23 protein-coding genes and 1 other RNA gene are annotated in these 25,125 nt (G+C 43.9%); 14 read left to right on the forward strand and 10 right to left on the reverse strand.

The window, feature by feature from the left end; genetic code table 11:
- Window positions 1-49 precede the first annotated feature (49 nt).
- From GVO62_RS01345 to GVO62_RS01365, 5 genes are all read left to right on the forward strand, one after another.
- Window positions 50-1,267 carry an ABC transporter substrate-binding protein gene (locus GVO62_RS01345; protein ID WP_373995994.1) on the forward strand — a complete coding sequence of 406 codons (1,218 nt, stop codon included), beginning with the start codon at window positions 50-52 and terminating at the stop codon, window positions 1,265-1,267.
- Window positions 1,267-3,030 (forward strand): ABC transporter permease, encoded by a 1,764-nt coding sequence (locus tag GVO62_RS01350; RefSeq protein ID WP_159117415.1) that lies wholly within the window; start codon window positions 1,267-1,269, stop codon window positions 3,028-3,030. The genes GVO62_RS01345 and GVO62_RS01350 overlap by 1 nt, the downstream gene beginning before the upstream one ends.
- Window positions 3,020-3,658 (forward strand): ATP-binding cassette domain-containing protein, encoded by a 639-nt coding sequence (locus tag GVO62_RS01355; RefSeq protein ID WP_159117416.1) that lies wholly within the window; start codon window positions 3,020-3,022, stop codon window positions 3,656-3,658. Before GVO62_RS01350 ends, GVO62_RS01355 begins: the two co-directional genes overlap by 11 nt.
- A complete protein-coding gene (locus GVO62_RS01360) occupies window positions 3,652-4,293 on the forward strand; it encodes a CDP-alcohol phosphatidyltransferase family protein (RefSeq protein ID WP_159117417.1) in 642 nt (213 codons plus the stop codon). Before GVO62_RS01355 ends, GVO62_RS01360 begins: the two co-directional genes overlap by 7 nt.
- Before the next feature lie 115 nt (window positions 4,294-4,408).
- Window positions 4,409-5,260, forward strand: coding sequence for a sterol desaturase family protein (locus GVO62_RS01365; RefSeq protein ID WP_159117418.1), 852 nt, complete (start codon window positions 4,409-4,411; stop codon window positions 5,258-5,260).
- 60 nt (window positions 5,261-5,320) lie between these two features.
- Here the strand turns inward: GVO62_RS01365 and GVO62_RS01370 are convergent, their stop codons facing one another.
- Together GVO62_RS01370 and GVO62_RS01375 are read right to left on the reverse strand one after the other, a co-directional pair.
- Entirely contained in the window at window positions 5,321-6,094 is a 774-nt protein-coding gene (locus GVO62_RS01370; RefSeq protein WP_159117419.1) for a DNA/RNA non-specific endonuclease, read from the reverse strand.
- Window positions 6,095-6,274: 180 nt separating this feature from the next.
- Window positions 6,275-6,850 carry an exopolysaccharide biosynthesis protein gene (locus tag GVO62_RS01375; RefSeq protein WP_159117420.1) on the reverse strand — a complete coding sequence of 192 codons (576 nt, stop codon included), beginning with the start codon at window positions 6,848-6,850 and terminating at the stop codon, window positions 6,275-6,277.
- A gap of 146 nt (window positions 6,851-6,996) precedes the next feature.
- Here GVO62_RS01375 and GVO62_RS01380 point away from each other — a divergent pair, with 146 nt between their 5' ends.
- The 5 genes from GVO62_RS01380 (at window position 6,997) to GVO62_RS01400 (ending at window position 12,033) form a co-directional block, all read left to right on the forward strand.
- The gene (locus GVO62_RS01380) at window positions 6,997-8,421 is read left to right on the forward strand and encodes a sensor domain-containing diguanylate cyclase (protein WP_159117421.1); all 1,425 of its coding nucleotides are present in this window, start codon (window positions 6,997-6,999) and stop codon (window positions 8,419-8,421) included.
- A gap of 131 nt (window positions 8,422-8,552) precedes the next feature.
- Window positions 8,553-9,272 carry a hypothetical protein gene (locus tag GVO62_RS01385; RefSeq protein WP_236547034.1) on the forward strand — a complete coding sequence of 240 codons (720 nt, stop codon included), beginning with the start codon at window positions 8,553-8,555 and terminating at the stop codon, window positions 9,270-9,272.
- Window positions 9,273-9,362: 90 nt separating this feature from the next.
- Window positions 9,363-10,202, forward strand: coding sequence for a DUF3307 domain-containing protein (locus GVO62_RS01390; protein ID WP_159117422.1), 840 nt, complete (start codon window positions 9,363-9,365; stop codon window positions 10,200-10,202).
- 107 nt (window positions 10,203-10,309) lie between these two features.
- Complete coding sequence (locus GVO62_RS01395; protein ID WP_236547035.1) at window positions 10,310-10,561, forward strand: hypothetical protein; 252 nt, start codon at window positions 10,310-10,312, stop codon at window positions 10,559-10,561.
- 245 nt (window positions 10,562-10,806) lie between these two features.
- The gene (locus GVO62_RS01400) at window positions 10,807-12,033 is read left to right on the forward strand and encodes a hypothetical protein (RefSeq protein ID WP_159117423.1); all 1,227 of its coding nucleotides are present in this window, start codon (window positions 10,807-10,809) and stop codon (window positions 12,031-12,033) included.
- A gap of 83 nt (window positions 12,034-12,116) precedes the next feature.
- On the opposite strand, the gene GVO62_RS01405 is transcribed toward GVO62_RS01400, so the two are convergent.
- Genes GVO62_RS01405 through GVO62_RS01420 form a run of 4 tightly spaced genes read right to left on the reverse strand, consistent with a single transcriptional unit; the run spans window position 12,117 to window position 17,783 of the window.
- A complete protein-coding gene (locus tag GVO62_RS01405) occupies window positions 12,117-14,312 on the reverse strand; it encodes a TonB-dependent siderophore receptor (RefSeq protein WP_159117424.1) in 2,196 nt (731 codons plus the stop codon).
- A complete protein-coding gene (locus tag GVO62_RS01410) occupies window positions 14,309-15,625 on the reverse strand; it encodes a DUF3526 domain-containing protein (RefSeq protein ID WP_159117425.1) in 1,317 nt (438 codons plus the stop codon). Before GVO62_RS01410 ends, GVO62_RS01405 begins: the two co-directional genes overlap by 4 nt.
- Entirely contained in the window at window positions 15,622-17,064 is a 1,443-nt protein-coding gene (locus GVO62_RS01415) for an ABC transporter permease (RefSeq protein WP_159117426.1), read from the reverse strand. Before GVO62_RS01415 ends, GVO62_RS01410 begins: the two co-directional genes overlap by 4 nt.
- Window positions 17,061-17,783 carry an ABC transporter ATP-binding protein gene (locus GVO62_RS01420; protein ID WP_159117427.1) on the reverse strand — a complete coding sequence of 241 codons (723 nt, stop codon included), beginning with the start codon at window positions 17,781-17,783 and terminating at the stop codon, window positions 17,061-17,063. The genes GVO62_RS01415 and GVO62_RS01420 overlap by 4 nt, the downstream gene beginning before the upstream one ends.
- Window positions 17,784-18,099: 316 nt before the next feature.
- Here GVO62_RS01420 and GVO62_RS01425 point away from each other — a divergent pair, with 316 nt between their 5' ends.
- Window positions 18,100-18,702, forward strand: a complete 603-nt coding sequence (locus GVO62_RS01425; protein ID WP_159117428.1) for a thiamine biosynthesis protein ThiC — start codon at window positions 18,100-18,102, stop codon at window positions 18,700-18,702.
- Between the two features lie 267 nt (window positions 18,703-18,969).
- Here GVO62_RS01425 and ssrA read toward each other — a convergent pair.
- Window positions 18,970-19,328, reverse strand: a transfer-messenger RNA (tmRNA) gene (gene ssrA / locus GVO62_RS01430).
- Between the two features lie 381 nt (window positions 19,329-19,709).
- On the opposite strand from ssrA, the gene GVO62_RS01435 reads away from it, so the two are divergent.
- Window positions 19,710-20,933, forward strand: a complete 1,224-nt coding sequence (locus GVO62_RS01435) for an NADH:flavin oxidoreductase/NADH oxidase family protein (protein WP_159117429.1) — start codon at window positions 19,710-19,712, stop codon at window positions 20,931-20,933.
- 109 nt (window positions 20,934-21,042) lie between these two features.
- Here the strand turns inward: GVO62_RS01435 and smpB are convergent, their stop codons facing one another.
- The gene (gene smpB / locus GVO62_RS01440) at window positions 21,043-21,522 is read right to left on the reverse strand and encodes an SsrA-binding protein SmpB (RefSeq protein ID WP_131092847.1); all 480 of its coding nucleotides are present in this window, start codon (window positions 21,520-21,522) and stop codon (window positions 21,043-21,045) included.
- 145 nt (window positions 21,523-21,667) lie between these two features.
- Between smpB and GVO62_RS01445 the strand changes: the two genes are divergently transcribed.
- Complete coding sequence (locus GVO62_RS01445) at window positions 21,668-22,099, forward strand: type II toxin-antitoxin system RatA family toxin (RefSeq protein WP_120959542.1); 432 nt, start codon at window positions 21,668-21,670, stop codon at window positions 22,097-22,099.
- Window positions 22,096-22,443: an RnfH family protein gene (locus GVO62_RS01450; protein WP_159117430.1), complete on the forward strand. Its 348-nt coding sequence runs from the start codon at window positions 22,096-22,098 to the stop codon at window positions 22,441-22,443. The genes GVO62_RS01445 and GVO62_RS01450 overlap by 4 nt, the downstream gene beginning before the upstream one ends.
- A 77-nt stretch (window positions 22,444-22,520) precedes the next feature.
- Here GVO62_RS01450 and GVO62_RS01455 read toward each other — a convergent pair whose 3' ends face one another.
- Both GVO62_RS01455 and GVO62_RS01460 read right to left on the reverse strand, forming a co-directional pair.
- Window positions 22,521-22,997 carry a MarR family winged helix-turn-helix transcriptional regulator gene (locus tag GVO62_RS01455; RefSeq protein ID WP_105931133.1) on the reverse strand — a complete coding sequence of 159 codons (477 nt, stop codon included), beginning with the start codon at window positions 22,995-22,997 and terminating at the stop codon, window positions 22,521-22,523.
- Window positions 22,998-23,027: 30 nt separating this feature from the next.
- On the reverse strand, window positions 23,028-24,998 hold the full coding sequence (locus GVO62_RS01460; RefSeq protein ID WP_159117431.1) for a BCCT family transporter: 1,971 nt from the start codon (window positions 24,996-24,998) through the stop codon (window positions 23,028-23,030).
- Between the last annotated feature and the right edge of the window lie 127 nt (window positions 24,999-25,125).

Raw genomic sequence — 25,125 nt, forward strand, 5'->3', positions numbered from 1 at the left:
GTGGCAAGCTAAGGGACAGTTAAGTACAAATAGACCCTTGTGTACCCCCATGCAGGTATTCTTTTTTACCTGCATAGTCGTTTTGTCAGTATTTGCTTTAGCCCAGCCCGCGGTGGGCAAAACCAACGATGAAGCAGCCGGCGAAAAAGCACCTCTTGTTCGATTTAATGCCTGGGGTGGTAGCGCCCAGGTCAATGGCTATCTTCAGTGGGTAGCCGAGCAAGTAAAAACCCGTTTTAATATTGAGCTTCAGCATGTAAAGCTGGCTGACACCAGTGATGCAGTTTCTCGTGTGCTTGCTGAAAAGGCGTCAGGGAATCACAATAACGGCAGTGTTGACCTTATTTGGATAAACGGCGAAAACTTCGCGGCAATGAAAAAGCACGACCTGCTTAGTGCTTCGTGGGTAGGTGAACTTGACAACTTTAGCCTAACTAATCCTGATGAAAACCCCGCTGTAACCACAGACTTTGGTGAGCCTACTTTAGGAATGGAGGCGCCTTGGGGCAAAGCGTCTATGGTTTTTTACTACCGTAGCGCACACTTTAATACGCTAGGGCTAATGGCACCGAAAACCATTGAAGAACTTCTACGATTTAGCCAAAAGTCACCGGGTAGATTTACCTACCCAGTACCGAGCGATTATTTAGGTATTAGTTTTATCAAGTATGCAGCGCTTGGACTCAATAAAGACAAACGAGGCCTGTTCTATCAACCAGTAAACGATAAAGCGTTAAACGCGGTTTTACCGAGTTTGTGGGCGTATCTTGATGCGCTGCATCCTACTATGTGGCAGCAGGGTAAGCACATGTTACGGCAAGCCTCCCAACTGCAACGTTTAGTGGGAACGGGCGAGCTTTCAATGGCCTTCTCTTTTACCGCTGCAGAAATTCCTTCGGCGGTAACTCGTTTCGATTTACCTGACGATGTTCGTACTTATGTTATGCAAGACGGCAGCCTGGCAAACGTACATTTTGTAGGGCTTACATATAATTCAAAGAACAAAGCGGCGGCCAAAACGGTGGTTAACTTTTTGCTTTCACCGCAGGCACAAGCTAAAAAACAGGCGGTAGAGGTGTGGGGAGACGATACCGTGCTTGATCTTGAAAGCCTCTCAGCGTCAGACCGAGCGCTTTTCGTACAAGATAATATTCACCCATCGGCGCTGGATAAGTCTCAACCAACCGTATTGCTGGCTGAACCTCATTCAAGCTGGACTGATGCATTGCGAGAAGCTTGGTACGAACGCTACGGAGCACGCTATTAATGTTCGCTCAATTTACCCGGTTTGCACGCTGGTGCTTATTACTTTTACTGTGCATTCCTGTTTTAGCTGGATTGGTTGGGGTGGCATTTCCTGCGTTAGGCTATTTCCCTGCCATAGGTGCCAACACCTTTTCATTCGACATATTTAAAACGCTATTTTCTCTTGATGATATTTGGCAGATGGTGTGGCTTTCACTTTTTACTGGGGTGGGGTCCACATTGCTGGCGATAGCTGGCGCGTTTTTATTATTAGCTTCGTTTTATCAATCGAATTGGCTTAACAAAATACAAGGCTTATTGAGCCCGTTTCTTGTTTTTCCACACGCCGCTGCCGCCATTGCCTTGCTATTTGTATTCAGCCCGTCAGGCATATTTGCTCGGATAGCTGCAGTTGGAACGAACTCTGCCATTCCTGGTGCCGGCGACGCTTTTTTCCCATATGATGCTTTTTTTCCATACGACTCTGGGGGGCTAAGCGTACTGCTGGCGTTAAGCTTAAAAGAGCTGCCGTTTATTATTTTAATGGCGTTAAGTGTGATGTCCCAGCCATTAGTGAAAAGTAAACTTTCTGGCTATATCAAAGTGGGCACGGCACTTGGCTATTCGCCCGTGGCAACCTTTTTTAAGCTTTTAATGCCCACTGTCTTCACACAAATCAGATTACCTATATTAGCAGTGTTGGTCTTTGCCACCTCTAACGTGGAAATTCCGCTTATATTAGGAGGGAATAACCCCAGCACCCTGGCCGTGGCCATTATGCATTGGTTTAATCATATCGATTTATCTATGCGCCTATTGGCAAGCAGTGCAGCCGTGCTTCAGGTTGCCGTTAGTGGTTTGGCGTTACTGTTGTTGTTAGGTGTCGAGCGTATAGTGATATATGCGGGAAGGAAAAGGCTTTCGAAGGGGAATAGGCGCTTTTTTGATCGCCTTGTGCAATGCGCCGCTTATAGTACGGTAGCACTATACGTTGCTTTAATTGGCGCGGTGGTTTATTCGGTGCTTATGTACTCAATTGCTAAGCAGTGGCTGTACCCTGATTTATTGCCACAAGGTACAACGCTATTGCATTGGCGAATAGCACTTGAAACTCTCGCAACGCCACTTTCTAATAGTTTATTACTAGGCATACTGGTAAGTACCTCAGCATTGGGGCTAGTGCTATTTACACTTGAAAGTGAACAGCTTAAACCCGCAGGTGTAAATGCAGACAGGGCTTTTTCCGTCTCACTGTTTTTGCCGCTATTAGTACCCGGCGTGGCTTTTTTATATGGCTTGGTTTGGTTCCAGCAACTCGTGCTGCAAGACGCTGTTTGGTTTCACACCTACATTGCCCATATGGTTTATGTCGTTCCCTACGTGTTTTTGTCTATGGCGGTAGCCTATCGCAAATTCGACATACGATACGCAAAGGTTGCACAAAGCTTGGGGAAAACGCCCTGGCAAGTGTTCTACCATATTAAATTGCCATCCCTGTTTTCCGCCATTATGGTGGCCTGGGCGCTTGGGCTTGCTATTAGCTTCAGCCAGTATTTACCTACATTATTGGCCTCGGGAGGCACTATTGCCACTATCACTACAGAAGCCGTAGCGTCAGTGTCGGGAAGCAGTACGCGCTTAACGGCGGTATTCGTTATTATCCAAGCGATTATGCCTTTAGTTGGCTTTGTAATAGCGTGGTATTTACCCGCCGCTTTAGTGAAAACGGGTAGCAAAGTACGTACTTCAGAAAAAAAGAGCAGGGCAGTATTACATGGCGCTTAGATTAGAAAATTTGGTGGTTTCTCATGCACAAAACACACTATTAAAAGTGAATGTATGTGTGAAAGACGGAGAAATTTTAACGTTAATGGGGCCTAGTGGGGCCGGAAAGTCTACCTTGCTGCAGGCTATTACTGGTCAACTTAACGCGCCGTTCAGTTTTAGCGGTATCATCAAAATTAATGGGGCGGTGGTAAACGACAAAGCCGCTCACTTGCGTAAAGTAGGCATAATGTTCCAAGACGCCTTGCTCTTTGAGCACATGACGGTAGCTGAAAATATTGCCTTCGCCATGCCTTCAGACAGTCACGCTAACCGAAAAGCTAAAATGCAGGCTATCGATGAAATGCTTAGCGCTGTCGACTTGAAGGGCATAGGGGAACGCGCAGTCACTTCATTATCAGGAGGGCAGCAATCCCGTGTTTCTCTGCTAAGAACGCTAGCTTCCGAACCTGACGTCGTATTGTTAGACGAGCCTTTTAGTAAGCTAGATTTTGCTCTTCGTGAGCAAATTCGTAGCTGGACATTCGTGCAGCTTAAAGCGCGAAACATTCCCGCAGTTCTTGTAACACACGACAAAGAGGACGCCATTGCAGCCGGCGGTCAAATAATAGAGCTATCATCATGCTAGACGCGAAAATTACCCCATTTATTAAACCGCTATTAAAGCCCTTGATCACAAAACTGGATGCAACAGGCATTAGCCCGAATCAAGTTACTGTGGCAGGCTTCATTATAGGTATTTTCGCTGTTCCCTTTATTATTCTTAACTGGTGGGGAATGGCACTTAGCTGCATTATACTCAACAGGGCGTTTGACGGTATTGACGGTGAGTTAGCGCGCTATCAACAAAGTGGCAGCAGTGCAGGTGGGTTTCTTGATATATGCCTAGACTTTTTGTTTTATGCATCTATCCCCTTGGCATTTGGTATTGCTGATCCTATCAACTGGGGCATACCAGCAATAGTGCTACTTGCCACATTTATCGGTACGGGCAGTAGCTTTTTGGCTTTTGCCATTGCAGCTGAAAAATTTGATATCGACAGACCACAGTTCGCTAACAAGAGCTTTTATTATATGCAGGGGTTAACCGAGGGCACAGAAACAATTCTCATGTTTCTAGCTTTCTGCATCTGGCCCGAGCATTTCGCGGCACTTGCTTATATTTTTGCCGCTGCTTGCGCGGTAACGGTGATCACCCGAATTGCAGGTGGGTTCAGCACCTTAAATAAAGTAGAACAAAGTCAGTGTTCGGCAACTGATTAGATTGAGGGCGTCACAACTTATAAGGGTAGGGTGCCAGAACTGCGCCTTCTCTGTGGACAAAGCGTAATTAGTAGTTAAGAAGTAAATATGAAATCAAGTCGAAAAGAGAGCTACAGTGGATAATGCGTCTGTTATTCGTCTAAGTGTATTTCTTGGTATCTTTGCCTTTATGGCCGTACTGGAGTCCTTGTTTCCAGCGCGTAATGCCGTGCTAGATAGAAAAACACGCTGGGTAGGAAACCTATCCATGGTGGTGTTAGGGGCACTAGTATCTAGAGTTTTACTTCCCGCAACGTTAGTTGGCGTATCCATATGGGCTCAGCAAGAGGGCGTTGGGCTGTTTAACCTAATGACAGGTCAAATAGACAGCATTTCGTTGTCCAAAGAACCAACGAATAATACCCAATACGGCAGTTATTTTTTTGTTGGTATAGTGGTAACAAGCGTACTGCTGCTAGACATGCTTATTTACTGGCAACACCGGTTGTTTCATACAGTGCCTCTTCTATGGCGCTTCCACAAAATGCATCACGCCGATAGCCATGTGGATACCACTACAGGCCTTAGATTTCACCCCGTGGAAATTGCTATTAGCCTAGGTGTTAAAGCTTTGGCCGTAGCGATATTAGGCATACCAGCCATTGCTATTGTTATCTTTGAAGTTGCACTTAATGGGTTTGCGCTATTTAACCACGCTAACATTCGATTGCCGCAAAAGTGGGATGACAGAGTGGGCTGGGTGCTTATTACACAACGCTTGCACCGCATACATCATAGCCAAGCAAAGGCAGAATCAAATTCTAACTATGGCTTTAGCGTATCTTGGTGGGACAGACTTTTTAAAAGCTTTACCCCCAGAGCGAAGCAAAGCGACGAAACACTTTCCATAGGCCAACGGGATGTGCCTGCGGTAAAAGAAAATGCTTCAATTCGTGCCTTGCTACTGCAACCTTTTAAAAGCAACTAGTTAGCAAGTAAAAAGGCTGTCTATCAATAATAGTTTTACGCTTGTATGGCGAAGAAAGGCTTAGCTACAGCCAAGTCGCATAGCTAGCTCACCGACCCTGCCTTCAATGGTTTGCTCACTTTCATCGGGTAATACTGGCATGATATCTAACCCGGTTCTCGCTTCTACTTCGTCAATGGTAACTTGCGTGGCGCAGTAATCATCACGGAGAGAAGCATTTTGCTGCATGATAAATGCAGAGGCTTCCATTAAACCGTTAACTTCACTCACGATAACTTTGAAATAACCGCTAGGGATGCTATGCAACTCATCTGCATCGGGTAACGCAGCGAAAAACCATTCATACAAAGGACCTGATACCACATAGACATCTTGACCTGTTCTAACGAGACTGCGAACCGCGTTTTCCAGCTTCACCCATGGACCTTGGTTTAAATCAGAGTCTTGAGGCGTAATGTTTGAAAGGTAATTCAACTCTCGCCAATTAGGTGAGTTACTAAAAGAAGCAAGAGGAACTTGATGCCCTCTATCGGTGCCTATGCCCCGCCACGCGCCCCTGTAGTCATTAGGCTCTAGCGTGCTTTCATCATCCAATTCAGGGTCTGCTTTCCAGTTGCGGCTTCTAGTTGGGCCGTCGATAGTCTCTGGGGTGACGTGATACGCCACCCAGTTTGCGAACTTTGTTTGAGGGTTATTATGCAGCGTGTATATAGAGCGGGTAATGGTTTGCCCGTTTAAACCAATGGGGCAGCTGAAAACACAGTTTTCAGCAAAAGTATCAAATGCAGTGAAAACAAAGGATATAGCAAGAGATACAACAACACTTCTCTTCATTTTTTGACTCTGTTTTAGTGGTAGCAATTTCTCGCACGTGAGGCTGTTCACATTTTGAGATGACTAAAGTCAACTGGCCCGAAGTACAGTTTTCTAATTCCACGAATAGTACGTAAGACGTATCAAAAAACAAGAGATTGTTTGCTAAGTAGGAATGTGCTTTCGCGCGGTTTTACAGTTTTACATCATAGTCATCGCTTTAAAAACTAAGTAACCGGTACCTAGCTGAAGCGTCATGCCTATTGCAAGAAACACGCCATCTCGATTAGTCATACCTAGGGCTGTTATACAAAGCGCAAAGGCAGGTAGGGCGACGGCAAAGGGAAGCGCTTCTAGCGGGATCATACAAAGTGCAGCAATGGCGCAATACGCGGCAATAACATTTTTAGCAGAAGTGTCAGATAAAAAAGTTAGGCGAGGTTTAAGTAACTTTTCAGTTTTTCTTACATAGGGTTTAGCTTTATCTATTGCGCTTTCTAACTTATCGGAATCAACTTCTTTTTCCTTTAGAGTGCGGGGGAGCCATGGGCTTTTCTGCCCGATAGCCACTTGTATGCAAATAAAAAACAACGTTATTCCGCATATTGTTGGTACGCCTGGGATAGCGCCGGTAGGGAGTAGTGCGACTAACGCTGGAACCAGCAGTAAGGGGCCAAACCCTCTGTCTTCAAAGCGCTCTATAACTTTTCCTAGAGACGTCTTGTCAGAATTTTCATCATACATCTCATCTAACAAATCAGCGATGGAGTTACTCATAATATGCAGTCAAATCCTTTTTTAAACGGCCACGTCTGTAATGAATACGCCAATTTCTTAAATAAGTTTAATAAAACGCGAGGTGTACTTTTTACTATTGGTCGTGCTTTGCTACATTTAAAGAATGTTCATGTTTGGGGATGCGCTTGAGTAGTGAAGATATTGTTGCCGTTTTAAAGCAAATGCCATCAAGTATTTTGTTTAAACGTATTAATAGGGAGGAAGTTTATTGCAGCACGGGGTTTGAAAAAACGTTTGGGATTACAAAATTGAACGGTCTCGACGAGAGTTCAATAATGTTTTTTGACAGCCAGTCTAAACAAAAAGCTGCCGCAAATACGCTTCCTTTCTATATCGCTGCTACTGAGGGGACCGTATCCCAACAGTACAGGGTGCAAACTCAATGTCGAGCCATGAATTGCCACGTAGAGGGTGGAATTATCACCACGTCAGAAGACAACTGGCTGGTACTTTATATTAGACCTGACGGAAGTGATTTGGTTGCCAACAATCAACAAGGCTCTGCAGCGGGCAAGCATATTGTTTTTAATCAATTGCTTTCAGACTTTTCTTCAAAGCTTATTAATGCAAGTGTTAACGAGTTAGACAATATTATTGATCAGGCTCTTGCTGGATTTGGAGAGTTTAGCAATGTGGATAGGTGCTACCTATTTGAGTTCAGCGAAGACATGGCGCTTATGTCGAACACCCATGAATGGGTTGCAGCGGGGGTTTCACCTTTTATTGATGAGCTGCAAAATATGCCAACTAGCTCGCTGCCCTTCTTCACGAGTCATATTGCAAACGGTTTATTTAAAGTAGACGACGTGTCGTCGCTCCCCGAGAGTGCTGCGGCGGAAAAAGCGGTTTTTGAAGAGGAGCGCATCTTTTCTATTTTGTGTGTTCGTATTATGGTGAACGATACCCCATACGGTTTCATTGGCTGTGACATCATAGGTAGTCCTTATTCATGGAATACATTTGATATTCAATATCTGCGCCGAATAGGGGAGATGCTAGGTAACACGTTACAAAGTCTACACAATCGCAAAATTTTACAAAAAATGCAGTTCGAACTTCTTGAGGCTAATAAGCAGCTTGAACAGCTAGCAAACATAGATGGCCTTACCGGTATTGCAAATAGGCGTCTATTCGACACTACATTAAAACGTGATATTCAAAGATGCCAAGAGCAGGAGCTTGCGCTTAGCCTACTTCTTATCGATGTGGATTTCTTTAAGCAGTATAACGATGACTACGGGCACGTTGCCGGCGATAAGGTTCTGATAAAAATTGCAGAGACCTTATCTAACAGTTGTTTAGGCAGTGATGATTTAGTTGCCCGGTATGGTGGTGAAGAGTTTGCGATTATTTTACCCGGAACAGACAACATTGCCGCTAAAGCAATTGCTTCTCGCATATTACGCAATGTCACGCTTTTGAATATACCGCGCGAGGCTTCCGCGTATGACAAAAAACTTACGGTAAGTGTTGTTTGTTCTTGCTTCAACCACCACTCATATCAATCCTTATTCATTGCCCTATCAACATTGATCTATTACTCATTTTAATCACAGTAACAAATGTGATTAAAAATAATCACATCCTATTTTGTGATTGTTTTTTGTTGTGTTGAGTGTAAGGTGTATACTTGCTATATCAAAAGCGTCATATCGAGATATGTGATGTAAAGGAAGCGGCGATGTCAAACTCAAAAACAACAAGTACTACGCAATCCAATAGTGCGGACGGTCTATCCCAAGCGCCTCATAAATATAATATGCTAGGTGTGATAACCGGCGACATTTCGAATTCTCAAACGTTTTCCAATGACGAACTTAATCACATACTCGAAGCGTTAAAATTACAACTTTCAAAATACGCGTCACAGTATGTAGGCAACTTCGATATGTATCGAGGCGATGCGTTTCAACTTGCTGTGACGCAGCCTCAGCACTGCATGCAAATTGCAATTGGTATACGATTAGCCTTGAAGGCTCTCCCTTTGAGTGCAGATGTGAGGGTAAGCGCTGCAATAGGAGAAGCTCAATTTCGACAGCAAGAGGTAAAAATTGGTACAGGCGAGGCCTTTGTTCTATCGGGGCGGGGCCTTGATACAATAAAACCCCAATATATTGCGTTTTCTTGTCAGAATGAGCAACTAGAGAATAAAACGAAATTACTCACACGATTTGCCGATGCGCACATATCCGGTCTTACGCAAATACAATCGCAAACTGTGCTTGCTTACTTGGAGGCACAAGATAAAAGTCATGAGAACATTGCGACCATACTTAATAAAAACAGAAGCAATATAAGCCGTATTCTAAACGCCAGTAATTATAAGTTAGTTGCAGAATATCTCAGCTACATGGAAGAAGAAATTGCATCTTGGCAGCAAAGCTGCGACGCGGAAAAATGACAATAGCGATATTACGCAAGAGAGCGACGCAGGTTGAGAAAATCACTCTCAATTTAACATCAAAAATTCACGTTTATAAAGGGAAGTAACATGCTGGCTCAAAACGTAAATATCCCGGCTGACTTATCATTGGAACAACCTGAAGTTTTAGTCGGGTTATTGCTGGCGCATATACTTGCAGATTTTTATTTTCAGCCTTACGCATGGGTACAAGAGAGAAATGAACGGCATGCGTTGGCACTACCTCTTTATTTACATACGCTTTTACACGGGATACTAGCAGCAGGGGCAATGCTGTTGCTTACTCAAAACGTAAATGGTTGGACTTTAGGTGTTAGCTCGATAGTTATAGCGGTTTCCCATTTTAAAATTGATGTAATTAAGTCGTATTGTGCACAGAGTACTAAGGCGTTTATTGCTGATCAATTTGCGCACATACTGATTCTTGTTGCCGTGTTCCTGTATGCAACGAATCAATGGGAAGTTGCCATTCATCTTTTCAAGAAGCTCAGCGTAGAGCACTTAGCAGTCATACTTGCTTATTTAGCAGTACTAAAACCTAGCTCTATTATTATCAAACAGTTGTTATCGCCTTGGAGCAGCGAAGTACTGGCAACTAGCCCTTCACCTAAACATCCTAACGACCCGCCCACAATCATTACCGAAGCACAACAAACCTTATCACTGGCGGGGCAGCGTATTGGCTACCTAGAGCGTACACTCATGTTGACTTTCGTGCTGTTAAACCAATTTTCTGCTATTGGCTTTCTTATTGCGGCGAAGTCGATTTTTCGTTTTGGAGATCTAACTAAACATCAAGACAGAAAGCTTACCGAATATGTGCTTTTGGGAACGTTTACCAGTGTTGCACTTACCATGGCAGTCGGATTGGCATGTGGGGCCGTGTTGGGAAGCGTACCTGTAAAATAGATCGGCACGTATTATTAGAAAGCCCGCAAAACCCTCGCCTTTAAACAAACAATTGAGCAGACTAGCGGTTGCTACTCTGCTTATTAATTATTAAATGAAACTAACCTATGCGTTATTCATTAAAGTCAGTAATTGATGTGGCAAATGATTTATTAAGTAAAAAGCTGCAGCGAATTTTGACCGACTACCGTATACCGTTAACAGAAATGTGGCTGATGCTTCCCAGTCGTCATCTTATTACGCCTGCAGTAAGATTAATTAGAGATGAATTGAAATTAGTCATTGAGAATAAGCGTAAGCGTCTTATTGAAGCAAGTATTCTAACAGAGCAAGAATGGCCTGCTTCTGACGAGGTTTGAAGGTGGTCTTGAGAAAATGTATTTGCGCTCTAAGTGCTTAAAAAATATACATAAAAAGAAATGTTGTAATTGAAATTAAGGTCAGAATACTCTTTAATAGTGGGAGCAAGGGATTGCGGCATTTCAAAAACACTTAACTATGCAGGGTAGCGTGGTTTTAGTGCCATAACGTTCGTAATCCTTTGTTTTCATAAAAAAGCTTCAGTTCAAAATAATTGGCTAAAGCGTAAAAAAAGAGAAAACACATGAACGCAAAACTTTTCGCTCCAACTTTACTGGCTGTCTCGCTCCTAACCGCCTGTGGAAGCACGCCCCCAACACCTGAAGAGCAAGCGATGGCAAATCAGATGAGACAGGCATTTCTTGCTAAAATTCAGGGAATGTCACTACCCGTTGGTGCTCAGCAGCAACAACAGGCAGCACCTAAACCGGAGGTGGTGATCAGCGCTAACGATCTTACCGCCCAAAAGCAAAAAATTGATGAAACTGGCGGCCCAGCAATTTTTTACCGCAAAAAAGATGGGATCATGATTGATGGTGATATGTTTCATGATTTCGAAGGACAAGTGGCTAACTTTGGCGGCAACAGATTCACCGGTGAATTTACCTATGCAGTAGAGAACTTTGACGGCTCTTTTACCCTTAAATACCACAAGGCTAAATCGGCTGAAGCGCCGATGAAAATTGCTACCGTATGGAAACGTGGCGACAGATATGAAGTTAAAACGGTTACGGGCAAGACTGCAACAGGAAGCAGCGTAATTCCGACGTCAGATGGCTTCATCATTGGACGTCCAGGGTCAGCATTTCGTTATTTCATCAATAGTGACAGTGTAAAGAATATAACGCTTTTAGATAATTATCATATTGCACAGCATCAAAAAGGTGATGCCGCCTCCACCGGTTTTATTCTCCTTGAAAAGGATCCGCGAGATGCTAATGACAGTGTAGGAGGTCTATTCGATTCTTTTAAAGAAATAGGCAGTACGTTTGGTCTTACTAAGTTCGACGACTATGTATTAGTCAGCCTTGACGGTAATACTATTGTACCTATGGACGTAAGTTTGGGCGGAAAGGATGTTGCAGAATACTCAAACTGTAGACGTCAAAATGCCGTGATGAACAAGTGCGATAATGTCGATTTTAAAGAGGCGCTCTACACTAAGCTTGGCCTACCTAATTACAGCCACTATTTCTGGTCAATTAACTGGGTACAGACTCAATCAGGTCCGCTAGCTATTTATAGAACGTCGACCAAAATCAAGATTGTCGACATTAACAATAATCAAGTTCACACCGCATTTTCACGCACCTTGGGCGTAAATGAATTTGATATTATTGAAAACGCTGATGGTACTACTGCAATAGAAGCAAGGTTGGGTTTCTCTAAAGAGAAAATCAACGATATAGAGTCGTTTATTAGAAATAACACGACTGATATTGAGCCAATTCAAACCTTGCAAAGCTCTTGAATCAACGTTAGATAAACGGGTTTGGCATTATAAAAAAGGAAGCTTAACGAAAGTAAGCTTCCCTATTCTTACAAATCGGTGGATTAGAAGCGATAGGCAGCCGTTAGCCTGAAGCGCTGAGGTGTTCCCGGTTCAACCCATACGTCAGCAAAAGAGTTAGTGTAAAACTCTTTATCAAACAGGTTATCTACCGCCACTTTAACCAATAGGTTTTCAACAGGCTCTATCTCAGCAAAAGCACGCACTGTAGTATAGCTAGGTAAATAGAAGTCGGTGGCAGTTTGCCCTAAGCGTTCATCAACGTACAGCAGCCCAGAACCTATGCGCACTGGCATATCAGCTAAAGTAAGGTCTTTACTTAGTTGAATACTTAACTGGTTTTCTGGAACGTTAATTAGCGGGTCGCCAGACTCTATCGCAGCCACAAAGTTAGCATCTGCCGCATCATTTGTACTTTCTGCATCAACAAAGGTGTAAGACACCCAAAGTGAAACTTTGTTTTCAAACTCGGCGTTGATATCTAGTTCGATACCGCGGCTTCGCGCTTCGCCTGCCGGAGTTAAGAAAAAGCCGTCTGATGCTTCTTCGCTGTCGTCAAACACTAGGATATTGCTTTGCTCAATATTAAAAACTGAAAGCGTGATATCGCCTCGTACATTATCGAACATAGACGTTAAATCGGTTTTAAGGCCAATCTCAGCAGATTTTGACTCGTTCGGCTCGAAAGGGTTACTCGCAAAGTCTGAACCTGTTAATTGACGGAAGCTTTCGCCGTAGGTGGCATACACGCTTGTGCTGTCGTTAAACACATAAATGGCGCCCACTTGCGGCGAGAAACGGGTATCATCTTGCGAGGTTGTGCTTACCGGGCTTGCTAAGCGATTATCAATCTCCTGCTCGAACTTATCGAATCGGCCACCTAAACGAATTTGAAGATTATCGGTAAGGTTTATTTGGTCTTGGAAGTAAACACCCCACGCTTTTTGCACTTCTAGACGATCTAAATTATCTGAAAGCTCAACATCGGGCAGGGGCGAGTAATCAGGGTTAAATATATCGACAACAAGGTACTGGTCTAAATCTAAATCGTTAATGTCAGTATCACTTGAGAAAAACGGCGGGCGATAGCGCAGAATTAACTGATCGTTTTCAAATTTGTCGTAGTCAGCACCAATAATTACGCGATGGGTCAGTGAGCCTGTTTCAAATTCACCCGCTATTTCGCCTCGTAAAACAAGGTAATCTGTCTCAAAATTACGATAACGTTTAAAGCGCGATAACAAGGCTTGATTTGGGTCAATAAATAATGTTTGACGGCCGCCAAAGTTAGTCTCAAGCGCATTACCTTCAAACGTGGTGTCGCGCAGTCCTGCACCTAACAACAAGTTCCAGTCATCAGCAAGCTTGTGAGAAACTTCAATTTGATGACCAACAACTTCGGTATCGATAGTGTCGCCATTCGGATCGCCAGTAAAGGTTTCAATGGGTTGATGACCTAATTCGCCGTCAATAGCCACTACACCACGATCAAACGGAATCTTTTGTTCTGTGTACTCTAGTTCGTAAGTCACGGTTGTATCTGCCGATGCTTCCCAAGTTACCGACGGGTAGAACCCAAAGCGTTCGGTTTCTACTGTATCGCGAAAACTTTCCGCGTCTTCATAAAAACCAACTAGGCGTACGCCGACATTCTCGGTTGCGCCTACAACGGTTTGTACGTCAGCCTCAACGCGCATTTGCTCCCAGCTTCCGTAAGTAGCTCTAATCTCACCACCTTCACGAAACTGAGGACGTTTAGTTACCAGGTTAATTGCACCACCCGGTTCACCACGACCGAAAAGCGCCGCTTTCGGGCCTTTTAATACTTCTACATGATCGATACCAGATAAATCACGCGGGCCGCCAAAGCCACGACCGGCATTAAAGCCGTTTACCAGAAAACCGCTGGGTAAGTTTTCATCCCCTGAAAAGCCACGAATAGCAAAGCTATTCCAAAGACCACCAAAATTGTTTTGACGCGCGACAGATGCAGAAAGGTCTAATGCGTCATTCAAATTAATAGCACCAGCATCGTTCAGTAGCCCTAAATCTATATCTTGGGCAGCTGCAGGCACTTCTTTGTATTCAAAAGCCCCTTGATACGCGCGGTGCATTCCGTGCACGGTTATTTTTTCAACATCAGCTTCATTTTGGTTGTTATCGCTTTGCGCTAAAGCCGACGTGCTTAATAAAGCTGATATAGAGGCTGCAAGTGATGTTTTCACCCAACAAGTTTTCATTCTTTTGTTCCTGTGCTGTTCTCGTGTGAGCTTTTAGTGTTTGGTGTAAATTGTGGCAGTGCTTCAAAGCTCTCCTGATAAAATTCAGGGTCTTTGAAAAGGTGGTAGTAATAGAATTTTCGTAGCGCCTGATGAAAAGCGCGTACATCATTTTCATAGCCCACCATCGCGCTTACATTAGTATCAGCAGCGCTTGATAATAAACGTTGCGTAAGCAAGGAAGGAGAAAGCAAGGCTACGTAGCTTGCAATGGTGTCTCTTTGAAGCGTGGCGGCCTGATAAGCTTTCGACAAGTCACTAGCCGTTTGGTCGCCTACTTGCTGAAATGCGTAATACCACTTCCAATTAAATGAAGTATCTCTCTCAGGATCAAACGTTGTGAAGTCTGCCCATTGTGGGTGAGTAGCAATAAATGCCGCCCACATATCTTCAACAGGCTTGTCCCACGCGCTATTTACTGCTTCACGTTGGGTAAGCACAATATCGCCACCTTCAGGTGTTTCAACCACCGCATTAATTACCGAGTGTGCAGTTACAGGCACAACAACGGTGGTAACAAGCCAAACGCCCAGCATGATAGAGGCAAGGTGCGTTGCACTGAAATTTGCAAAACGTTTTGCAGCCCCAATCACAAGAACAATGGCACTCCAAATTGCAATGTTACCTATTACTATTGCGCAAACGGTTGATATTGATGAAATAGAAGCGCCGTTAAATAAACCGAAAACCACAAAGGGAACAAGCGTAACAAGAGCCAAAGGAACCAAGGTAACGATCACTCGCGCTGTCCATATAGCGTGGGCATTGCGCGCTGTTACATTGAGTAAATCAAAACGGCGAGCTTCACGTTCCTTAGCTTTTAAATCGTAGAGCAGCAGTATGATAAATAACGGCAGCAATACACTGGTTACAAAGGCAAAATCAAAACGTCCTAGAAACGCCAGTTCGGGGTTATCGGTATCGCTTTCGTAAATTTGGCCTTCTAGCGCCAGCATGCGTATACGATGCTTCCAAGGGAATACATCGCGTTCACCTACGGCTGCAAAAGCAAGTGGGGAGGGAGGTGCATAAGTAAGGTGAAATGCGTAATACGCGACCATGCCATAGCTAGACTGGTGCGTGATAACGGCTTCACGCTCTATTTGGTCTTTTTCTAATAAGCGTTCAATAGTGGCTTGTTGTTCCTGAATTTCTGCATAACCAGACCACAAAGACACCGCGCTTAAAAGAAATACGACTAATAACGTAAGTTTTATTTGGCGGTGACCAAAAACAAAATTAGCTTCACGTTTAAGATCGGTAAAACGCATCATGGGTTTAACCTCCTAACAGCCGCTCTTAAAAGTAAGGCGGTAATGCAGACCCAAACAAAGAGTTGTAGAAAATAAACAAGCGCATTTGAAATGCGTGTATTTGCTGCTTCGGGCTTAAAGTTAAATTCTGATAGTAATGCCCAGTTGTCTGCACCCACAACCGCTTTATCAGCCGCTTCTTCGCTTGCGTTACGGTTCATGTCGAGTTTGTAATCCAGTTTTTCAACATGCACTTTATTTAGCCCTTGCACGAACTCAAGGCGCAGAGCTTCTGCTTCTCGTAAAAAACGATGATGGGTTTCAAGGCTGGTACCCGCTAATATTGTAGAGATTGCGCGAACCGCAACGGTAGGCGATAGCCAACCAAACTGACGTGCAATATGTGCTTGTTCTAACTCTTCACCCATTCTGTTTTCGGCAAATTCATTCAGCACTTTTGCCTGTCTGCCTTCTGAATACTGAGCAACAACACCGCGGAAATTAACGGGAAGGTCGTCTACGGAATCTACATTGTATTTTGCTAACAAATCTTCTTTTAGCTTTTTAAATGCAGGGTCGTTAACGTCGTGACCATCGCCCAAACTTCTAAGCTTTTCTTCTACTTTGAAGTCAGCTTCAAGTTTGCCAATAGAAGGGGCAGCATTAGTGGCAACACTGCTTCCCAAGCGAGGAAGTAAAACACATGCGGCCATCCAAATAACAATAAGCATGGTGAAGCTAACACTGCTTTTTTCAAATAACGCTGAACACGCGGTTACAACGGTAGCCCATAGCAAGAAGTAAACGGCGTAACTTAAGCAAAATAGCAGCACCACAAGCGGGCTTTCGCTTGAAAAAGCCACATACAAGCAGGCCAAAAGCAAAGGAAGTAAGAACAAGCCGCTAGCTGTAATTAGCGCTAACAGTTTTCCTAACATTAGCTGCCAGCGCGTAGTACCTTGCGACAATAACAAAGTAAGTGTGCCGGCCTCGCGCTCTCGCGATACGCTGCCGTAACCAATAAGAATAATAAACAGCGGCGCAAGTACTAACGCAAGAAAGCTAGGGGTTAAGCTACTAAAACGCGTAAGACCAGCTGATTGCCTCTGCTCGGCAAACATGGCGCTATTTTGTCGATGCCCTTCTAAGAAAATAGCGTTACCCGTGTAGGTGTCTACACCAGGTTCAATCACGCTTAATGGAGTAGGGGCACGAAAAACGTAATGACCGTAATGCACCATGCGGTGAGGATGCTTATCAGGCTGCGCTTTAAAGCGTTCTTCTGCTTCAGTTTGAAGGTGCTCTCTAGCGTGCGCGGCTTCCTCAATGTGAAATGCATTCACAACCAATGCCGCAAGGGTCAGTATCGCCCCTAGCAAGAGTACCGTAGCAGCGACTTTCGTGCGCAGCCAATAGCGCCACTGATCTGCACAAATGGTTTTTGCTACACTAAATATCATGCTTTGCGCCCTGAAAATGCTGCGTGTACCGCTTCTGTGTCGATAGGCGTATCGCCAACACGCTCGAAGGAGCCGGTTAGCTTACCGTTGCTTAAAAGCACAATACGGTGAGCGACTTGGCAAGCACCATATACGTCGTGGGTTACCATAAAAATGGTAGCGCCATTGGCTGCTAGCTCAGAAACCAACGCATTAAACTCGTCAATAGCAGCAGGGTCTAGGCCTGAGGTGGGCTCATCTAAAAACAGTACCGGGGCATTACGCAACAAAGCAAGCGCAATGGCTGTTTTCTGACGCATACCTTTCGAGTAGTTTGATAACGCCTTATTCCATGAATCTTCTTGAAGCGCTACTTTGCGAAGTGCTGCAAACATGTCTTCGTCTGATTTTTCTACACCAGCTACCGAAAGAAAGTAACGGATATTTTCTAAGCCAGAAAGGTGACCATAAAGCGTTACAGATTCAGGTAAGTAAGCGACTGACTTTTGAACATCGTTAGGGTGAGTAGTGGCGTTGTGCCCCAACACAGTAGCGCTACCACTACTTGCCTTCATCAAACCTAAAAAGGTTTTAAGCGTAGTAGATTTACCGGCACCGTTTCCGCCTAAAAGCGCGAAAACTTCGCCCTTACCAACGTTGAAGTTTAGATTGTCTAGGAGCGTGCGGTTTTCAACGCGCACGGTAAGCGCGTCTGCGCATATTACTGAGTTTGTTTGCATTGTATAACGTGCTGTAACTGAAATTTGTGCGCAATGTTATAATATAACCAATTAAATGGGAATACGTTTTACTATCAAGTGCGAGTGGAATGACCAATCACGTAGTGAAACCTGTGGCTCAATAAAAAACTGATGAAGATATGAACGAGATGACTTGCCGCCTGGTATAAGACTGCCTTTCAGAGTACAAAGCTTCCTTCCTTTATAGATGGTTTTTAATTTTTAACGAATTTAGTGAAATTATTAATTAGCTATACCTGTCTTATAGCCACATCAATAAATGTTACTTACATATCTAAAAGAAAAGAGAGTCATAATGGAATTTACACATAAGCGCACCATTCAAATTACAGCGTTGCTATTATTACTACTAGCGATAACACAGGCTGTTTTTACAGCGCTTTACAGCAGCGGAATTAGCTTTTCAAGGCAGTATGCCTGGGGATTTGAAGCCGTAATCTTTACCGTGCTAGCTGCTTTTGCTAGTACCGCTATGGTGCAGGCAAAAAACACGCAGCTAGGCTGGTCGGCTATTACTTTAAGCGCGGTTCTGAATATAGTGCAGGTAAGCATTGGCCTAACGTTATTTTCAACCTTCGGCCAAGTTGCTGGTGCAGTAGAAGGTGCTAAGCCTTTAATTGGCGGCGTAGTGTCTTTGTCTTTCATGATTTACTACGCAGCAAAATTGTTATTAGGCTTAGCAGCCTTTGTTTTCGGCCTATCTTTTGTGGCAAAAGGTGGTAAAGCGATTGGTGGTCTTACAGCTATAGCAGGCGTAGTCGCTATGTTTGCCAATACCATATTAATAATATTTGGTCGCGATGGCTTTCTACCATCAGGTGTAGCTGGCGCTTCAGGGATGATTGCAACGTTATTATTGGCTTTCTGCTTAATCAGCCTAAATCGAAAAGCAGGCTAGGGCTTAGTATCTTTTAATTAAGGTACTTCATTAAATAAAACGTCGAAGCGTGTTAGTGGTCGGTAGGGGCGTGAGCAGCGATATGCTGTTTAGTGTATTTAACCTGCCGCTAACGACTTTTCTAATTGATTAAGGTTGTGTCGATAGTAGGGTTACAGAGGGCGTGTGAATTCCATAGCATGTTTTCACATCATGGCTATTGTCGAGGTGAAGTTACTGAGTTTGAGACATAAAAAAAGACGTCATGGGACGTCTTTTTTATTGAATTGGTGGAGCTGGCGGGATTTGAACCCGCGTCCAGAAAATGTCTACCTTTGGTACTACATGCTTAGTTTGTCATTTATTTAACTGCTTGGAACTCCGACAAACAGGATTTCCTTGCAGCTGGCCTGATACTATTTCGCGGTTCACCCTCAGACAAGGTTCCCTCGCTATCCTACTTGGATGACCTTCCGAATCCCCGCTAGCAGGAAAAGACTAGGGTGGAAGGGCCTATGCCGGTTATTAAGCGGCTAGTGCGTATGTTTCGTCGTTTGCGACTATTTAAATGCGGCTTTTTAAGAGGCAAACCGCTCCTCTGCATGCACCTCCGGCTTCCTAGATCCTGTCGAATCCTAATCAGCCCCGAGTGTGATTGTCAATAATAGCACATTTGCTGAGTGGTTAAATACATTCTTTTGAAAATTGCTATAAATTTTAAGGGTTTGGCCATAAAACAACCAAAAATAACATTTATCTTTTCAAAAGGTTACACGGCTTTGTTAAAACGAAGACGTTTCAATCAACGCAGTCTATTACTGAGCCTTAAAAGAGATGTGGCCTTTTAGTCATTTTTCAAGTGCTGGTAACGAAAACAAGTGGCAAGAGACGTAATAAGACAGTCATTTTGATTCTTATAGGTCTGATTACTTTAGTTTATTTTTAAGGTAAAAATAGACAAGTAAGGATGCAATTAGCATCAAGAACAATTAAAGTACCGCAGCATAATGAAAAGGCTTGTAGTGTAAATGTCTTCAGATTCTATATTGTATTCTCCGTATACTTTGCCCTGTGGCGTAACGGTAAGAAACCGACTTGTAAAAGCTGCCATGGAAGAAAACATGTCGAGCAAGGGAAATATTCCCGGCGAGTCACTTTATTCTCTCTATCGTTACTGGGCTCATGGCCACCTAGGCATGGTGATCACTGGAAATGTCATGGTGGATAAAAATGCGATGACAGGGCCAGGTGGCGTCGCATTAGAAAAAGACACAGAGCTTACTCCGTTTAAAAAGTGGGCAAAAATTATTAAGTCGAACGGGGCACTGGCAGTGATGCAAATAAACCATCCCGGAAGACAAGTCTTCAAGGCTATGCGCGGAAAAGCCATTGCCCCTTCTGCCGTCCCCCTCGATATGGGTAAACATTCGAAATTGTTTGCCCAGCCTCGTGAGATGACATGCCAAGATATTCACGATGTCTGCAAACGTTTTGTACAAACGGCAAAGCAAGCTGAGAAAGCAGGATTTGATGGTGTGGAGATACACGCTGCTCACGGTTACTTGCTAACGCAATTTTTATCGCCGCTAACCAATCAGCGTCAGGACGAGTGGGGCGGGTCTATTATCAATCGGGCTCGCTTACTAATAAATATAGTGAGTCAGGTGAGAGCGGTGTGCGCGAAAGACTTCATTGTTATGGTAAAGCTTAACTCCGCTGATTTTCAGAAGAACGGATTTTCATTCGATGATGCTTGTGAAGTAGTAAATAGGTTGGAAGCATTGGGCGTTGATGTGGTTGAGCTATCTGGTGGTAGTTATGAAGCTCCGGCCATGCAGGGGCAAACTCGCGACGATACCACGCTTGCCAGAGAAGCATATTTTCTAGAATTTGCTAACGCCTTAGAAAGCAAAACTGATATTCCGCTAATGACAACTGGCGGTATAAAACGCGCGGAAGTCGCGGAGAAGGTTGTGCAACAAGGCTGCGCGCTGGTGGGTTTAGCCAGTGCGCTAGCGGTAACGCCAGACCTTTCGAAAAAATGGCAGCAAGAATGGAGCTATTCGGGCATCATTCCGCATTGCACCTGGAAAGATAAATCCCTCGCCAGCTTAGCCAATATGGCGATGGTACGCCGGCAGTTAAGGCGATTAGGAAATAACCTTACTACGCTTAGAAACCCATCACCGCTGTGGAGCCTAATTCTCGACATGCTTCATCGCAAGAAAATGACGAAACGGGACGTAGGATAAGTGCCACTTAGTACAATTTATTAAAATGTTTATCGTAGATATTCAGTTTGGCACTTAATCACTGGAAAAATAACGAAAGTTTTCTAGTGGCAAAATGAAAAACACAGCGTTAAACGCTGTGTTTCATCATTCTTTCTTTTTGGCGCTGCCAGTCTTTGTCTTTAATGGTGTCACGTTTATCGTGCGCATGCTTACCTTTTGCCAAGTGAATTTCTAGCTTCACCCAACACTTTTTCCAATACATAGACGTAGCAACGATTGAATAACCTTGGCGGTCTCGTGCACCCATCAAACGGTCTATTTCACGTTTGTTTAGCAGCAACTTACGTGCCCGCTCTGGTGCTGCAACAACGTGTGTAGATGCTTGATTTAGCGGGCTAATTCGGCAACCTACCAAATACGCTTCGGCATTTTGGATAATAATGTACGCATCGGTAATGTTTACTTTACCGGCACGAATACTTTTAATTTCCCACCCTTGAAGCTCAAGTCCTGCTTCGAACTTGTCCTCTAGGAAATAATCGTGACGCGCTTTTTTGTTCTGCGCGATATTTCCTGTGGTATTTTTGTTGGCTTTATTCTTTTTCATGCTGGCTATTATACTGATTGTTCAAAGGAATGTCTTTAGTTGTCATTGTTATCTTATATTGGGGCGTTTGGTTCAAAACCGAATACAAGCGATGCAATTTTTCTGTGATACAATGCCGATAAGAGTTTTAATAATAGTGGAATCAATGCCAAGTATTCACAGAAGCGCGCTAGTAGCACACAGCGCAGAAGCCATGTTTAACTTAGTCAACGATGTAGCTTCCTATCCCGAGTTTTTGCCAGGTTGCGCAGACAGTAAAGTTCTCGACACATCTGCCAAAAATATGAAGGCGTCTTTGTTAGTCGCGAAAGCGGGGATTAAGCAGTGGTTTACAACCCATAACGTGTTAGAGCCTGGTAAGAGTATTCAAATGCAGTTGGTCGATGGACCATTCCGCTCACTTACGGGAGGGTGGACTTTCTCTGCGCTCTCAGAAGAAGCCTGTAAAATTGAACTTAATTTAGAGTTTGAATTCAGTAATAAACTAGCGGAAATGGCGTTTGGCAAGGTGTTTAATAGCTTAGCGAGCAGTATGGTGACAGCGTTTACCGAGCGGGCTAGGAGTGTTTACGCATGAGTAATAAACTCATCAACATCGAAGTCGCATACGCGCTACCAACGAAGCAAAGGATTGTTGATGTTGCAATTCACGAAAATGCAACCGTTGAAGAGGCAATTAATGCGTCGAATATTACTGAGCAGTTTCCAGAGATTGATTTAAAAGCGACCAAAGTGGGTATTTGGAGCAGAGTTGTTAAACTGCGAGATACGCTGATAGATGGCGACAGGATTGAAATTTATCGCCCACTCATTGCGGATCCAAAAGAAATCCGAAAACGTCGAGCTGAAAAAGCAAAAGAAGAAGGTCGCGCAGATAAAATTACGGGTGGAAAGGTGAACCCGCTTAAAGCCAAGTCGTGAATCTATGTACGTAATAGTGATCACTTAGTCATAAAAATGGCCTTCAAAAAGAAGGCCATTTTTGAATAAGAAGCATGCTAGTTTTTTTCCGAGATACTTCCCAACTCCAAGAACGGAGATGCATCGATATCTTCTGCGTCCATCATACTTGCTATTCGTTGGACGGTCGCCACCATCTGGCTTTGTTCCCACTCTTTTAGCTGCGAGAAACGCTCAACAAAGTGCTCTTGAAGAGGACGAGGGGCGTCAACAACAGCTACTTTACCCCTCTCTGTAAGATAAACGCCAACTTTACGTTTATCTTGCGTACTTCTGATGCGCGTAGCTAAATCTCGTGATTCCAATCTATCTAAAATATTAGTGATGGTTGCGGGGCTTAAATTAATATTTTCCGCTATTTCACGAACCATGATACCAGGCCGCTCTTCAATATTTTGCATGACTAGAAGCTGTGGGCCGGTAAGACCCACATGTTTGCTTAGCTGCTTGCTGCGTAGATCAACAGCGCGAATAACGCGCCGTAGTGCTACTAATAGTTCTTCTTCTTTTCGCATTATACTTCCAACGATTAAGCAACCTTATGGTTACTTAAGCAAGTGAATAAAATGTTGGTGCTTGTGATAGTGATCGATCACGTCATTGATGACCGAAATCTTAGACCAGCCCATAATATCATAGTTTTGGCCACCCTCAGACAAATGCACCTCGGCGCGATAGTACGTCGCCTTTTTATTTTCGTCTAGTTCAGATGTTTCACTTGGGCCAAATTCAGGTTGTTCTGTTGGCACTAGATAAACAGCATAAACAAACTCAGGGTCGTTCCCCATATCAACCGTTAATATGAGCGCCTCTTCGTTGTCTTCTATGTTTATTTCGAACTGCTGCGTTTTAAACTCGTCACCTACCTCGGTAAGTGCTGGCTTAACTACTTTATTAACATAACGACGCACCGCACTTTCGTCAGGAAAAGACACAATGTTTTCTAACCTATCTTTCCAGTTTTTATCTGAATCACTGTGCTGAGGCGTACCAGCCATTACTTGTAAACTCTCTCGTTTATACGCTTCAATTCTCAAGGCTTTAAGCAAGCCGAATATCGAGATAAGCAAAACAATTGCAAAGGGTAAAGCAGCGGCTATCGTCATTGTTTGCAATGCACCCAGTCCACCGGCGTAAAGCAGCACTGAACTCACTACACCTACTCCTACGGCCCAATAAACTCGCTGCCATAGCGGCGTATTATTCTCACCATGGGAGCAGAGCATATCTACAACCATTGCACCTGAGTCACATGATGTAACAAAGAATACAATAACCATAAGAACTGCGATAAAGCTCAGCAAAGATGAAAACGGGAACTGTTCTAAAAAGACAAACAGCGCTACAGATGTATCTTCGTTAACCATTTGGGCTAGAACGTCTTTACCTTGAACTAGTACTTGATCGATTGCGGCATTACCGAAAACTGTCATCCAAAAGAGCGTGAATGCCGACGGTATCAGAAGTACACCCAACACAAACTCTCGAATAGTTCGACCGTAAGAGATTCGCGCGATAAATAGCCCCACAAATGGTGCCCAGGCTAACCACCATCCCCAATAGAATATGGTCCAACCGCCAATCCAATCTGTTTTTTCGTACGCAAACAAATTGAAGGTATTACGAACTAAATCAGATAGGTAAGCACCTGTGTTTTGCATGAAGGCTTGAAGTAAAAATACCGTGGGGCCCAATACTAAAACAATCAGGAGCAATATTATTGCCAGTATCATATTGGTTTCTGATAGGCGGCGAATGCCTTTCTCTAAGCCCGTGGTAACTGAAATTACGGCAAGACCAACCACGCCCGCCATAATAGCGATTTGAACGCCAGTGTTCGACGGCAATCCAAATAAATAGTTAAAGCCAGCGTTTACCTGAGATGCACCAAAGCCCAATGAGGTCGATACACCAAATACCGTTGATGTTACCGCAAAGATATCAACAACGTGACCAGGCCAGCCGTAAATCCGATCGCCAATGAGAGGATAAAGCGCAGAGCGCAGAGTGAGTGGTAAGTTTTGGCGATAAGCGAAGTAACCCAAGATTAATGCTACTACGGCATATATTGCCCATGCGTGAACACCCCAGTGGAAAAAGGTCGTTTTCATCGCCTCACGCACCGCGTCAATACTTTCAGCTTGCGCAGTAGGAGGTGCTAAAAAGTGCATTAAGGGCTCTGCGACACCGAAAAACATCAAGCCAATACCCATGCCAGCAGCAAACAGCATGCTAAGCCATGTACCGAAACCAAACTCTGGTGTGGCATGGTCTGGGCCTAACTTAATTTCACCATAGCGAGACATGCCCAAAAAGACTACGAAAACCACGATGACTGCAACAGTAAACACGTAAAACCAACTCCCGTTGGTCACTATCACACTTTGCAATTTTTGGAAGAGAGCATCCGCCGTTTCCGGAGTGCCAGCAGCAAAAATCAGTAAACAGAGGATTAATGCTGACGATGTTAAAAACACCGGTTTGTTGAGAGGGGATTTCTTTTCGTTTTCGCTCACGCAGTAATTTCCTTTCACCTTTCATATTAATTATTAGTAATACGGTGAAATATACCGCATGGAGCACTTTTTATAAACATCAAATGAAATAATTAGCTTTGTATGTATTTGTTTTTCAGATGGCGTT

The sequence above is a fragment of the Alteromonas sp. KUL150 genome (genome assembly GCF_009811475.1).
GTDB classification, from domain to species: Bacteria; Pseudomonadota; Gammaproteobacteria; order Enterobacterales; family Alteromonadaceae; genus Alteromonas; species Alteromonas gracilis.